The organism is Halobellus sp. GM3 (assembly GCF_052545375.1).
In genome coordinates, this window is the sequence record NZ_JBQWLT010000006.1 from 1 (window position 1) to 13,819 (window position 13,819).

Below are 13,819 nucleotides of genomic sequence, written 5' to 3' on the forward strand. Positions count from 1 at the left end.
GCTGAGGCGGGCGATTTCTGGCATAGATCACCAAGGAATTCTCCCGCCTCACTCTTCATCCTTAACTAAACACGACCCTTCTCTCGTATCTGCGCTCTGTCACCCGTACCCTTCGACCCTCCTCTGTTCAGTTGATGGCGGATCTTTAAGCGCGTCCCAGTGTAGATCTGAATCGTTCCAATGAATTCGAAAGAGGACACATACGAGGAATCTGGGATTGGAACCGAACAGATCGGGTTCGGAGATACCCCCGCGATTGTCGTTATCGATCTTCAGAAAGCGTTCACCGACCCTGACTGTCCGCTCGGTAGCAATCTAGACGAAACTGTAGCCAATACTGTAGAACTTCTCAAGACGGCACGGCAGCTCGGCATCCCGGTGTACTTCACTCGAGTCGTCTGGCGCGCCGACTACAGGGACGCCGGAATATTCGGAATCAAAGGTGCTCCAGACGGAGACCATCTTACTGCTGACTCGGATTTTTCTGATCTCGACTCACGGCTTCCAGTAGATGAGTCCGATCACATCCTCGAGAAAAAACAACCGTCGGCGTTCTTCGGGACGGAACTCAATACGATGCTCACGACAGAGGGCTGTGACACCGTTATTGTCACTGGTGCGACCACGTCGGGATGCGTCAGAGCCACGGTCGTCGATGCCTGTTCGTACGGTTATCGTCCGATAGTACCTCGTGAGTGTGTCGGTGATCGAGCACCCGATCCTCATAAATCGAACCTGTTTGATATGAACGCGAAGTACGCCGACGTCCTCCCATTAAACGAGGTAACACAACAGATACAGGGGGGATAGCCGTCCTGAGTACTTCAGCCGATTATCTGCACCAGTGGGGAACCGCAAAATACGTACCCTCGTGCACTACTTCGTCGCGGAACCGAAGTGACGCGTTCCTGCTTGCTATGACGTACGTCTTACCTGACCGGCCCCGGATGTGCGGGGTCTCCGGGCTCGATCCACTGGTCCGGATCTGTGTAGGGGATGACCGGCAACACCAGCCGTGACTGTCTATCGTTATCGTGGTAGATCCGATGACTGATCGTTTCGCTGTGCGGGAGATGATGACTTCCGGGAGGAAGGTCACTCGTGTCAGAGAATGGCATTTCCAATGATTTGAGGCTCATCTGTAGTCGATGTCCCTGCTTGAATAGATTCGAGATCGGGGGTAACTCTAGGTGGTACTCGTACGTTTCCCCCGGTTCGACAGGTTCTGGATCATCGTGGGGATGGTACGGCCGATACGGTTCAGATCGATCATCGTCGATTCCGCGGTGGGAGGCTCGGAGGTATCCCCGGCTCAATACGAACGCCTCTCCTGTTGGGGCAACGTCACTGAGCGTTGCCATCCATGTCGTGTCCGCCCTGTCGATAGCAGCATAGAAATGTAATGCAGCCGGCCCCGTCATTTCTGTCTCTGTCTCGAACGGCTGGGTACGGAAGACGATGTCCTCGATGTCGGTCCCGACGTTCGGTGGTTGTTGCGTAAATCCGCTCGGCGGCAGGTCTGCGACTGGGTCTGGGTGATCAAGGAGGCGCCCGTGATTCCTGAGATATCGCTCGGTCCATTCTGTCCGTTCCGGGATCAAGCTGTCTTCGAACCGCCACTTGTCGGCACCTCTGACGTACATCTTTACTTTTGGTTCATCTGTGATCCCGGTGTCCTCTCCCTTGATCCAGTAGTCGTACCAACGGAGCATCTCCTCTTTGTATTCGTGATATGGACGTTCGAGAAGGCGCGGTGGAGTCATCAGGTATCGACGTTCGTCCAGCGACAATTCTTCCTCTGCGGTATACACGGGTCTAGTGTGGGTACCACCCCAAGCCCCAGAGATGTAGATTGGAACGTCCACTTCATCGAGCCGTTCGTGCGGCGACCGTTCGGCGTAGAACTCTGTGTCCGTGTCGTTCAACACGAGATCAACGAACAACGGATTTTTCTCGGGGTATTCGAGAAGCTGGTACAGATTCGGATACGTCCTGAAGTCTGGATCCTCGAGCTTTTCGCTCAGCTGATCGTTGAATTCAGACTCGGTATTTCGCTTTCGTTCACGGGAGACCCAATTAGTATCAACGATACCGCTATCGCCGCCCCGGCCATCCCACAGCCCATAGAGGAACATATTGAGTATACCGCCGTGATATGCGAATTCCCGATACAGGTCCGTGAATACGCCGCTTGGGAACACCGCTTCAAGAGAGGGTGGATTCTCGGCTGCCAACAGTAACTGATTCGTTCCGAACCACGAGCGTCCGATACCACCTACCTTGCCGTTACACCAGGGTTGCTCGGCGATCCACTCGACCAAGTCGTACCCGTCCTGGCCCGCTTTATCGAAGAATCCAACGCACTGGCCGCCCGAATCACCAGTCCCGCGAACGTCGGCGATAACGTGGGCGTAGCCGTTCTCTGTGAGAAATTCGATATCACCTGCTTCGATCGTCCCATCCCACATTGTGGATTCATCACGCGCTTGTTTTGGAAGGAAGAGTACGGAGTCTTGGATTTCCTTGCCGTACGGAGAATAGGCGAGGAGTGTAGGATATTCACCCTCTTCCTCCGGCAGGTAAACATCTGCTGCGAGTTCGACACCGTCGCGGGCCTCACAGCGTTCGTTCTTTTTAATTTTCATAAGATGACAAATTATGCATTATCAGTATAGTATCGTGTATTGGGGAAAATATTGCCGTCCGAGGTGTGTCATTTCTATAAAAACATCGACCCGCGTCCGACCGCGGTGGGCTCTCTCAAGCAAGTCCTCGAAGAGTACGACCACCTCGACGACATCCTCTCGCCGATGGGGTACGGCAATGCCCAGCTCCGGGATCTCGAGGCGACCATCCGGAATGCCGACCGGAGGTCGTCGTCTCGGGGACGCCCACGACCTCGCGCGGGTGATCGACGTCCCCGTCGTCCGCGTCCGCTACGAGCTCGAAACGAAGAACCGCACCCTCGGATCAATACTCGACGAGCGCGCCGAACGCTTCGAGAGCGACACCACGTCAGCCTAAGTACGGCGGCGACGTTTGCGACACCAGAGGGATGGATTCGATTCTCGGTCCACTGCGGTCGCGACTCGGCGAGACGCAGCTGTTCGCGTCCGCCGCGGACCGCCGTCGGTTTCTCTTACACTCGACGGTCGCGGTCGTCGCGGTCGCCGTCGGAGTGGTCCTCCTCCGGCGGCGGCTCGCCTTCCTGACGAGCGCGTCCGAACTCCGGGAGTTCATCCGCGGCTACGGCGTGTGGGCCCCGCTCGTGCTCATCGGGTTGCAGACGCTGCAAGTCGTTCTCGCGCCCGTCCCGGGACAGATTCTCGCGGTCGTCGCCGGCTACCTCTTCGGCGCGTGGTGGGGAACGCTCTACAACATGATCGGCATCACACTCGGGAGCGCGGTCGCCTTCTGGCTGTCGCGGCGGTTCGGCCGGTCGTACGTCGAGCGCGTCGTCAGCGACGAGGCCCTCGACACGTTCGACTCGGTCAACGACGGGTACGTCCGCCTGAGCCTCTTCGTGTTCTTCCTGATCCCCGGGCTCCCCGACGACGTCCTCTGTTTCGCCGGCGGCCTCACCAAGCTTCCGCTGTGGCAGCTCGTGCTCATCGCCGCCGTCGGCCGGGCGCCGGCGTTCTTCCTCGCGAACGTCGTCGGCGACTTCCTCGGGACCGAACAGGTCGCCGCCGCGGTCGGCCTCGCCGCGGGCGTACTCCTCCTCTCGGCGATCGGCTACCTGAACCGCGATCGGATCGTTCGGCTGTTCGGCGGCGAGCGGTAGCCGCGGCGGGGCCGGCGCCGCTCGCGTTTCCCGTTCGCTTTTGGTCTTCGGCCGCCGTCCTGCTGGTATGGAACGGGCCGACCCGAGCGAGACCGACGGCGGCGGGAACGCTGACGGCGGGAGTGGGAGTGCCGACGGCGGGGACGGGGACGCCGACGCGTCGATCGAGGGCACCGGCGTCGACGGCCCCAACGCAGACACGGACGACCGGCGACCGGAGGGGCCGCCGGAGAAGATGCTCGCGCGCCGCGAGGAACTCACGCCGATGCTCTCGCAGTATCTCGACCTCTGTGAGGCGCACCCCGAGGCGCTCGTGCTCTTTCAGGTCGGCGACTTCTACGAGGCGTTCTGCGAGGCCGCCGAGACCGTCTCTCGCGTCTGTGAGGTGACGCTGACCCAGCGGGAGGACTCCACGGGTACGTACCCGATGGCGGGCGTCCCCATCGACAACGCGGCCTCGTACCTCCAGTCGCTGCTCGACGCCGACTTCCGGGTCGCCGTCGCCGACCAAGTCGAGGACGCCGAGGAGGCCTCGGGACTGGTCGACCGGGCCGTCACGAACGTCGTCAGCCCGGGGACCGTCGTCGAGGACGAACTGCTCGATCGCGCGAGCGCGACGTATCTCGGCGCGATCGTCGGCGGTGGCGACGGCGACGGAAACGGCGACGGAAACGGCGACGGCGACCCCAGCGAGACGGGCGCGGCGGCGCTCGCGACCCTCGACGTCTCGACGGGCGAGTGCCAGGTGACGAGCGCGCCGGCCGACCGAATCCGCGAGGAACTCGAGCGGCTCGCGCCCGCAGAGCTGCTCGTCGCCCCCGAGGTCGGCCTCGCCCCGGAGACGCTCGGCTTCGAGACGATGGTGACCGACCGCGACCCGGCGACGTTCGGGCTCGAAAGCGCCGACGAGACGCTCTCGGGGTACGTGGCCGAGCCGGCCGCCGTCCTCGGCTCGGCGTCGGAGCGGCGCGCCGTGGGCGCCCTCCTCGACTACGCGGAGTACACCCAAGGCGGCGACGGCACTCTCTCGTACGTCTCGCGGATCCGTCGGTACGATCTGCGGCGCTCGCTTCGAGTGGACGCGACGGCGATGCGGAGCCTCGAACTGTTCGACTCCCGGCACCCCGGCCGCGGGGCGACGCTGCTGGATGCGATCGATCGAACGGCGTGTGCGCCCGGCCGGCGGAAGCTGGAGGCGTGGCTCCGCCGACCCCTGATCGACGAGGGGGAGATCGAGCGCCGACACGACGCCGTCGGGGAGCTGCTCGACAGACCGCTTCCGCGGGAGACGATACGAGAGCACCTCGGGCGGGTGTACGACCTCGAGCGGCTGGCCGCGCGCGTCGCCAGAGAGCGGGCGAACGCCCGCGACCTCCGCGCGCTCAAGACGACTCTCGACGTCGTCCCGGACGTGAAAGCCGCGCTCGCCGACGCCGAGTCGACCGCGCTCTCGGAGCTCCGCTCGGCGCTCGACGAACTGGCCGACGTCCGGGAGCTGATCGAGCGATCGATCGTGCCCGACCCGCCGCAGGAGATCACCGAGGGCGGCGTCGTCAGAGAGGGGTTCGACGCCGAACTCGACGAGATCCGCGAGGCCGAGCGCGAGGGCCGCGAGTGGGTCGCCTCCCTCGAGGAACGCGAGCGCGAGCGGACCGGAATCGACTCGCTTGAGGTGGGATACACCCAAGTCCACGGCTACTACATCGAGGTGACGAACCCGAACCTCGATCGGGTCCCCGACGATTACACCCGCCGGCAGACGCTGAAGAACGCAGAGCGGTTCTACACGCCGGAGCTGAAGCGCCGCGAGGACGAGATCCTCTCCGCGTCCGAGCGCGCCGACTCGCTGGAGTACGAGGTGTTCTGCGAAGTACGCTCTCGCGTCGCCGCGGAGACGGAGCGCCTCCAATCGCTCGCGGACGCGCTCGCCCGGCTGGACGTGCTCGCGGCGTTCGCCGCCGTCGCGGCCGGAGCGGGCTACGTCCGTCCGGAGATGGACGCGGAGACCCTCCGCGTCGAGGCCGGGCGACACCCCGTCGTCGAGCGGACGCAGGCGGAGTTCGTCCCGAACGGCGTCGACTTCGCCGACGGCCACGTCGCGGTTATCACCGGACCGAATATGAGCGGCAAGTCGACGTATATGCGGCAGATCGCGCTGATCTGCCTGCTCGCACAGGCCGGCAGTTTCGTCCCCGCCGACGCCGCGGAGCTGCCGGTCCTCGACCGCGTCTTCACGCGGATTGGCGCCTCCGACGACATCGCCGGCGGCCAGTCGACGTTCATGCGCGAGATGTCGGAGCTGACGGACATCCTCCACGACGCCACCGCGGACTCGCTCGTGCTCCTCGACGAGGTCGGCCGCGGCACCTCGACGGCCGACGGCCTCGCGATCGCCCGCGCGACGACGGAGTTCGTCCACGACGAGGTGGGCGCGACCACGCTCTTTGCGACCCACTACCACGACCTGACCGCGCTCGCCGAGGACCTCCCGGAGGCGTTCAATCTCCACTTCACCGTGAGCAAGGCGGGCGAGGGGTCCGGAGACGAGGCTGAGAACGGAGACGGGGCCGACCACGCTGCTGACGCCGCGGGGTCGACCTCGGACGTGACGTTCCTCCATCGCGTCGCCGAGGGCCCCTCGTCGTCGTCGTACGGCGTCGAGGTGGCGAAGCTCGCCGGCGTCCCAGACCCGGTGGTCGAGCGCGCGCGTGAGTACGTCCACGAGCCGTCTGAGCGCGGGCCGCCGTCTCCCGCCGAACCGAGCGACGCTTCCACTCCCGAAGCACCGGCGTCGATGTCGGCGCGCCAGTCGAACGGGGTCGCCCGGGCGGAACCGCCGTCCGCCGCGGATCGAAGCGAGGAGGCGACCGAGCGCGGCGACACGCTCGCGGCGTACGTCGACGGCCTCGACGACGCCGAAGCCCGGGACGGCGTCGGTCAAGCCCAGCGGACGGCGGAGTCGAGACCGGCGGCGGAAACGGACCTGACGGACGCCGAGCGCGCGGTTCTCGAATCGCTCCGCGACGTCGACGTCGCGCGGACGACGCCGCTCGAAGCGCTCAACACGCTGGAGGCCCTACGGCGCCAACTAGATGAGTGACGCTTCCGGCCCGGCCGACGCCGGCGACCGTTCGGTCCGCCGCCTCGACGACGCGACGGTCGCGAGCGTGGCCGCCGGCGAGGTGGTCACCCGCCCGGCGGACGTCGTCGTCGAACTGATCGAGAACGCGCTCGACGCCGGGGGCGAACGGGTCGACGTCGAGGTCGCAGGCGACGGCACAGAGCAGATCCGCGTCCGCGACGACGGCCGCGGGATGAGCCGTCGAGACGCCGAGCTCTCGGTCGAGCGGCACACGACGAGCAAACTCGCCCCCGGAGAGTCGCCCGAGGGCGTCGGGACGCTCGGCTTCCGTGGCGAAGCGCTCGCGAGCGTCGCGACGGTGGCGACGCTCGACCTCCGGACGAACGACGGCGGCCCGCGCGGGACGCGCGTCGTCGCCGCGGACGGGCCGGGCGCCGACCGGGTCGAAGCCACCGGACGCGGGCGTGGAACGACCGTCACCGTCCGAGACCTCTTCGCGTCGACGCCGGCGCGCCGGGAGTCGCTCGCGGCCTCTCGGACCGAGTTCGCGCGCGTGAGCGACGCGGTCTCGCGCTACGCGATCGCCCGCCCGGACGTCGCGTTCTCGCTGACTCACGACGACGCATCGGTGTTCTCGACGCCCGGGACGGGCGCGTTCGATGAAGCGCTGCTCGGCGTGTACGACCGGGAGGTCGCGGCGCGAACGGCGGAGTTCGAGGCGGTCCACCGGGCCGGATCCGGCCCCGAAAGCGCGGCCGGGGAGCTCTCGATCCGCGGCGCCCTCGTCCAGCCGTCGATCACCCGCGCGCGGCGGGAGCACGTCTACGTGGCGGTCGACGGGCGACCCGTCCGGAACGACCGCCTGCAACGCGCCGTTGTCGAGGGATACGGCGACCTGCTCGCCGACGGCCGCGCGCCGATCGCCGCCCTCTCGGTGTCGACGCCCGAATCGTGGACCGACCACAACGTCCACCCGCGGAAGCGCGAGGTCCGCTTTCGCGACCCCGACGCCGTCGCGAGCGCGGTCCGAGCGGCCGTCGACGACGCGCTCTCCACGGCGGATCGGCGCCGGAGCGAGGCGCTCTCGATGGACCTCGGCGACTCGCTGGAGCCGGTCACGGAGACCTCGGCGTTCGAGGCCGTCGACGTCATCGGCCGGTTCCGCGGGCTGTACCTCCTCTGTGAGCGCGACGACGACCTCCTCGTCGTCGACCAGCACGCGGCGCACGAGCGCGTGAACTACGAGCGCCTCCGCGATGCGGTCGCCGGCGAGTCGCCGACCGCGCCGCTGGATCCGCCGGCGAGCGTCTCGCTGACGCCGGCGCAGTACGCCGCCGCCCTGTCGCACCTCGACGACCTCGCCGACCTCGGGTACGACCTCGAACCGTTCGGTGACACGACCGTTCGCGTTCGATCGGTTCCGGCGCCGATGGGCCGCGCCGCCGCGCCCGGGACCGTCGGCGACGCGGCCGACGCCCTGCGGCGGGGGGAGACCCCCGAGGACGGGCGCGACGCGCTACTTGCGGACCTCGCGTGTCACCCCTCGCTGAAGGCGGGCGACGACCTCTCCGAGGCCGAAGCCGAGGCGCTCGTCGAACGCCTCGGCTCGTGTGCGAACCCCTACGCCTGCCCGCACGGCCGGCCGACGGTGCTCTCGGTCGACGAGGGAACGCTCGTCCGCGGCTTCGGTCGGCGGAGCGCGCGTACGGACTGACACTGATGGGCTCGTCTCTTCCCGGCCAGTCCCGCGACGACGCGACCGCGTCGGCCAGTCCCCGACCGCCCGACCGCGCCGGCTGATTCGGTACTGATTTACACGCGTCGATACGAGTTCGATTCGATGACACGACGTCGGACCGCCGTCGAACGGGTCGCCGCGCGCTCGATGCCTCGATGAACCCGGTCGGCACCTTCAAGCGCGAGGCCCGAGCGCTGGTGGGCGACGGAAAGGGCGGACCGCTGGGCGTGATCGCCGGGACGTGGGGGGTACTGTTGGGTACGCGGATGATCTATCCCGTTCTCCTGCCGTACTTCCGAGAGACGTTCGCGATCAGCCTCACCGTCGCGGGGTTTCTGGTCACGATCCTCTGGCTCGGCACCGCGATCGGACAGCTCCCGGGCGGCGTGCTGACGGACCGGTACAGCGAGCGCTCGATGATGGCGTTCAGCACGGCCGTCGTCGCGCTGGCGGTCCTAGCCGTCGCGACCGCGCGGACGGCGCTCGTGCTGTTCGTCGCGACCGGCCTCCTCGGGCTCGGACAGTCGCTGTACCCCATCGCCCGGATCACCATCCTCGCGAACATCTACCCCGACCGGATCGGCAGCGCGCTCGGCGTGACGATGGCGACTGGCGACCTCGGACAGACGGTGTTGCCGCCGATCGCCGGGACGCTGGCGGTCGCTTACGCTTGGCAGGTGGGACTCGGGTTCGTGGCTCCGCTCCTCGCCGTCGCGGCGGTCGCGCTGTGGGTGATACTGCCACGGGAGACCGCGGCCGACGCCTCACGCGGCCCGAGCGGCGGCTCACTGGCGGAGATGGCGCGCGACGTCCGCACGGCTCTCGGTCAGGAGAACGTCCTCTTTTTCGCCTTCATCCTCTTTCTGTACATCTTCGTCTGGCAGGCGTTCACGGCGCTGTATCCGACGTACCTCGTCGAGCAGAAGGAGTTGTCCTCCGGGCTGGCATCGCTCCTGTTCAGTCTCTTTTTCGCGGTCGGCGTCGTCGTCAAGCCCCTCGCGGGGGCGATGTACGATCGGGTCGGAATACGGGCCGCGCTCGTGTCGATCCTCGCGCCGCCCGCCGTCGGGCTCGCGGTTCTCCCGCTGGCTGACGGCGTCCTCGCGCTCACCGCGGTCACGATCCTCGTGAGCAGTATGCTCGGATCGGGCGCGATCACGCAGTCGTACTTCTCCGATTCCTTCCCCGAAGCGGTCCGCGGGACGGGTCTCGGCGTGGTCCGGACGGCGACGATGACGATCGGGGCCTCGGGTCCGGTGGTCCTCGGGACGATCGCAGACCGCGGGTACTTCGATGAGAGCTACTGGCTCCTCGCCGTGATCATCTTCGTCGTTGTGCTCCTCACGCTTCGCCTCTCTGGGGGATCGGACGCGGCGTGACAGCGATAGGAGGAAGCCCGCGGCTGTAGTGTTCTTTTTCCGCCGTGCGAGCGAACGGTCGGCAATGACCGTCATCGCACTGCTCAGCGTCGCGCCCGTGATCGAGGGGAGTATGGCCGAGGAAGTCGCAACGGCCGTCGACGCGCTGGATGGATTCGACGTCGAGTACGAGACGAATCCGATGGGGACCGTGATCGAGGCAGACGACGTCGGAACGCTCTTTGCCGCCGTCGAGGCCGCACACCGGGCCGTCGACGCCGATCGAGTGAGTACGGTGCTGAAGATCGACGACAAGCGGACGAGCGACGGCAGCGCTCGCGAGAAAGTCGACGTCGTCGAGGAACACCTCGGCCGACCGGCGCGCAGCGGCGAGGAGTGATCGGGGAGCCGTTCGCCCCGCGGGCGAAGTGACACGCAGCGAGCGGAAGCCCGCCCGTTCACGGCCGGATTAGTCCCGACGGAGCGCGAGAAGCGCGGCCCCGGCGAGCGCGACGAGCGCCGCCAACACGCCGAAGCCCGGCGTCGTCGTCGGCGTCTGGACCGTCGGGAAGGCGGTCGTCGTCGTGGACGCGGTCGTCGGCGCGTCCGTCGACGTCGCCGTCGTCGTCGACGTCGTGGTCGTTGTCGTCTCGGCCGGGGTCTCCGTCGTCGCGGTCGGGATCACCGCTTGAACGGTTCCGTCGACGGCCAGTTCGGGCGCGGGGCCGATGTCGTCGACGGTGACCGTGTAGCTGTCGCCGGGCCGCGTGTCGTTGAACGAGAGCGTCACGAGGAACTGCCCGTCCGCATCGACGGTGGTCGACGCGGTCTTCAGGAACGCCGGGCGAACGCCGTCGTCGCTCCGGACGCGGACGTTCACTTCGGTCCCGGGAGCGACCGTCGCCTCGCCGAATATCTCCTGTCCGCTCACCTCGGTGACGTTGAACGGCTCCGTCATCTCGAACTCGGGCGCGGTCAGCGAGTGGGTCGTCTCGACCGTCTCGTCGTCGCCGGAGGCCGTCAGATCCAAGTCGTTCTCGTCCTCGCCGTAGACCGTGAACGACGCCCGCAGGTCGTCCTCGGCGTCGATACTGCCGCGCTCGTTCTCCGATCCGTCGATCACGCCGTCGCCGTCGGCGTCTTGGACGCCGTCGATGTCGGAGTCGTCGGTGCGGAACGCCACGTAGTAGGTGTCGTTGGCCGAGTCGGCCACCACGCGGGCGTTAGAGCGGTTGAGTTCGAGGAGCAGCGGGTCCTGGTTCGGGCCCGGATCCCGCTGTTCGACGGAGAACAGAGCGGCGGGATCGCTCGCGGTCCCGTTCGCGAAGTCGAAGAACGCCTCGGTGACAGTGTCCTCTCCGCGGGCGTCGAGCGCGCCTTCCAGTCCGGACGCCTCGATCTCGTAGACGACGACGTCGCCGAATGCGATCTCGGAGTCCTCGGTGACCCACTCGCCGGTCCCCTCGTGGACGTCTTCGGGCGCGTCGAGGTTGTTGTAGCGGTTCCGGGGCGCGGTCAGGGTTCGGATGTCGGTCGTCGCGCGCTCTTCGAGGACGAGTAGCTGCACGTCCGTCTCGCGGCCCGCCGTCTCCACGGACAGCGGATACGCCTCGGCGTCGAGCAGATCCGAGACGCCGATCGTGACCTCGCCGTCGACGACCTCGTCGTCGTCGCTCACGCTGAAGAGGTCGTTCTCGCCGTCGAACTCGCCCGTGCCGAATTCGGAGGCCTCGTAACTGTTGAAGTAGACGGTCACGCGTCCGTCTCGGTCGTCGCCGCCGCCGTCGCGGACGGTCACGCTCGCCTCGTAGCCGGCCTCGTCGTCGCCGATCGTCAGCGTGGCCTCGCGGGTGTTCTCCAACTGAATCGGGATCGCCGCGACGTCGCCGCGGTGCTCCTGAACGACGTCGTTCGGGAGATCCGCCCGGGTGTCACCGGCCTCGGTGACATCGATCACGTCCGACTCGACGGAGATCCCCGTGGTGGTGTCGGTGGCGCGGATCGTGTACTCGCCGGTCTCGACCGCGAGCGATTCGAGGTCGTAGGTGAAGTCGTACTCGCCCTGTCCGCCGAGCGTCTCGTACCGGTCGTCGACGATGTCCCCGTCGTCATCGAGCAGTTCGAGGTATATCTCGCGGTCGCTGGTCTGCGCGGAGACGGTCCCCTCGATCGTCTGGAGGGTCGTCACGTTCCGGTCCTCGACCGAGAGCGAGAGATCGAGGTTCCGGAGGGTGATCGACGCCGTTCCCTCGGCCTCGATGTCGGCCTCGTAGTCGCCGAGTTCCTCGTCGGTCGTATCGAAGAGGAAGATCCGACTGTTCGTCCCGGTCGACCCCTCGAAGAAGTAGCTGTCCGTGTCGTCGTCGGTCCCCTGAAGGGTGACGCTCGTGTCCGTCGCCGACGCGACGATGGAGACGGTCGAGCCGCGGTACGCGTTGGTGTCGCCGTCGGCTCTCACCGTCGTCGGGGCGAACGTGACGTCCTTATCACCGGGGTTATCGAGCGGGTTCCCGTCGGCGTCTTCGATCCCGTCGTCGAGCCGCAGCGTCAGCTCTCGGCTGTCGACGTCGTCGAGTTCGATGATCGCGCGTCCCTGTGCCTCGGAGGCGGAGCCGACGACAGTCGAAGCGACGACGTCACTGGTCACCTCCTCGTCGTCGACGTACAGGCCGTAGTTGTCCTCGAAGTTCTCGATGTCTTCGGAGAAGGCCACCTCGATCTGGGGCGAGCCGGGTGAGGGGACGTACTGGACCGCGCTCTCGAACTCCGGCGCGCCGGCGACGCCGCCGACGTACCGGACGGTGATGTCCTCGTCGACGGAGTCCGAGCGTCCGTTGGTGTCGCTGGCCTCGGCGGTGAACGGGTACGTCTCTTCTTCCTGTCCCTCGGGAACGGCCGGGCTCGTGAGGTTGATGCTCCCCGCGAGGTAGGCGGTCTCAGTCGAGGGATTGGCGCTCATCGTGAGCGTGTTCCCGCTCTCCGATGGCGAGTCGTCGAGGACGGTCCCGTCGGCGTCTTTGACCTCGATGTCGTACGTACCGATGTCGAACTCGCTCGGAACCGTGAGCGAGAACTTCGTGTTGTCGCTCGTGTTGATTCCCGTGATCGAGTAGTTGAGGGTGTGTTCGTTCTCGGTCTCCTGATCGACCTCCGCGGGGTCGAACGTCTGTGTGCTCACGGAGAAGTCCGCGACGGTGAGCGCCACGGTCTCGGTGCTGGAGTCCGAGTCGTCGTCCTCGCCGGTGAACGTCACGTCGTAATCCCGATCGGAACTGACCGACGGCGCCGTCAGGGTGACGGTGCCGTTGAAGTAGACCGTACTCGTCGTCGAGTTGACCTCGAAGGCGAGTTCGTCGCCGGAGTCGGTGCGCGTCGCGTCCAGTTCGGATCCGGTCGCGTTCCTCACGACGATGTTGTCGTCATCGATCGTGAGGTCGCTGTCGACACCGAGCGTGAGCGTGGTGTTCCCGCTCGTGTTGACGCCGGTGAACGAGTAGTTGAAGGAGTGATCGTTCGTCGTTTCCTCGCCGACGCTCTGCGGCGTGAACGGATACGGATCCGTGACGCCGTCGACGGCGGTCACTGAGCCGGAGAACGTGACGCCGCCGGCGACGACTGACAGGACGACGAGCAGCGCGATCGGAACCGCACCGAGTCGGAACGTGGGGCGTGTCATAGTGGGGATGGGGGAGGGGTGGGCGACAGAGAGCCGACGCACCGCGTCGGGCATCGACTCGTCGGCTCGCGACTGGAACTGGCCGATTGGTCTCGGGGCTCGAACGCCCAGTCACAGCCACGTAGGTATCTGTACAGGTCAACTAACACGACACTATATGATATGTTTTGTGTATGCTTCG

General features: G+C 66.3%; 9 protein-coding genes. 7 read left to right on the plus strand and 2 right to left on the minus strand.

What is annotated here, in order from left to right; genetic code table 11:
* Positions 1-180 precede the first annotated feature (180 nt).
* Positions 181-810 (plus strand): isochorismatase family protein, encoded by a 630-nt coding sequence (locus ACT3HL_RS10445; protein WP_445086777.1) that lies wholly within the window; start codon positions 181-183, stop codon positions 808-810.
* 119 nt (positions 811-929) lie between these two features.
* On the opposite strand, the gene ACT3HL_RS10450 is transcribed toward ACT3HL_RS10445, so the two are convergent.
* Positions 930-2,645 carry a CocE/NonD family hydrolase gene (locus ACT3HL_RS10450; protein ID WP_445086778.1) on the minus strand — a complete coding sequence of 572 codons (1,716 nt, stop codon included), beginning with the start codon at positions 2,643-2,645 and terminating at the stop codon, positions 930-932.
* 214 nt (positions 2,646-2,859) lie between these two features.
* On the opposite strand from ACT3HL_RS10450, the gene ACT3HL_RS10455 reads away from it, so the two are divergent.
* The 6 genes from ACT3HL_RS10455 (at position 2,860) to ACT3HL_RS10480 (ending at position 10,362) form a co-directional block, all read left to right on the plus strand.
* Entirely contained in the window at positions 2,860-3,024 is a 165-nt protein-coding gene (locus ACT3HL_RS10455; protein ID WP_445086779.1) for a hypothetical protein, read from the plus strand.
* Between the two features lie 31 nt (positions 3,025-3,055).
* A complete protein-coding gene (locus ACT3HL_RS10460) occupies positions 3,056-3,784 on the plus strand; it encodes a VTT domain-containing protein (protein WP_445086780.1) in 729 nt (242 codons plus the stop codon).
* Between the two features lie 235 nt (positions 3,785-4,019).
* Positions 4,020-6,884, plus strand: a complete 2,865-nt coding sequence (gene mutS / locus ACT3HL_RS10465; protein WP_445087040.1) for a DNA mismatch repair protein MutS — start codon at positions 4,020-4,022, stop codon at positions 6,882-6,884.
* Entirely contained in the window at positions 6,877-8,580 is a 1,704-nt protein-coding gene (mutL, locus tag ACT3HL_RS10470; protein ID WP_445086781.1) for a DNA mismatch repair endonuclease MutL, read from the plus strand. The genes mutS and mutL overlap by 8 nt, the downstream gene beginning before the upstream one ends.
* A 179-nt stretch (positions 8,581-8,759) precedes the next feature.
* A complete protein-coding gene (locus ACT3HL_RS10475) occupies positions 8,760-9,983 on the plus strand; it encodes an MFS transporter (RefSeq protein ID WP_445086782.1) in 1,224 nt (407 codons plus the stop codon).
* A 64-nt stretch (positions 9,984-10,047) separates the two neighbouring features.
* Positions 10,048-10,362, plus strand: coding sequence for an MTH1187 family thiamine-binding protein (locus ACT3HL_RS10480; protein ID WP_445086783.1), 315 nt, complete (start codon positions 10,048-10,050; stop codon positions 10,360-10,362).
* A gap of 69 nt (positions 10,363-10,431) precedes the next feature.
* On the opposite strand, the gene ACT3HL_RS10485 is transcribed toward ACT3HL_RS10480, so the two are convergent.
* Positions 10,432-13,638, minus strand: a complete 3,207-nt coding sequence (locus tag ACT3HL_RS10485) for a DUF7827 domain-containing protein (protein WP_445086784.1) — start codon at positions 13,636-13,638, stop codon at positions 10,432-10,434.
* Between the last annotated feature and the right edge of the window lie 181 nt (positions 13,639-13,819).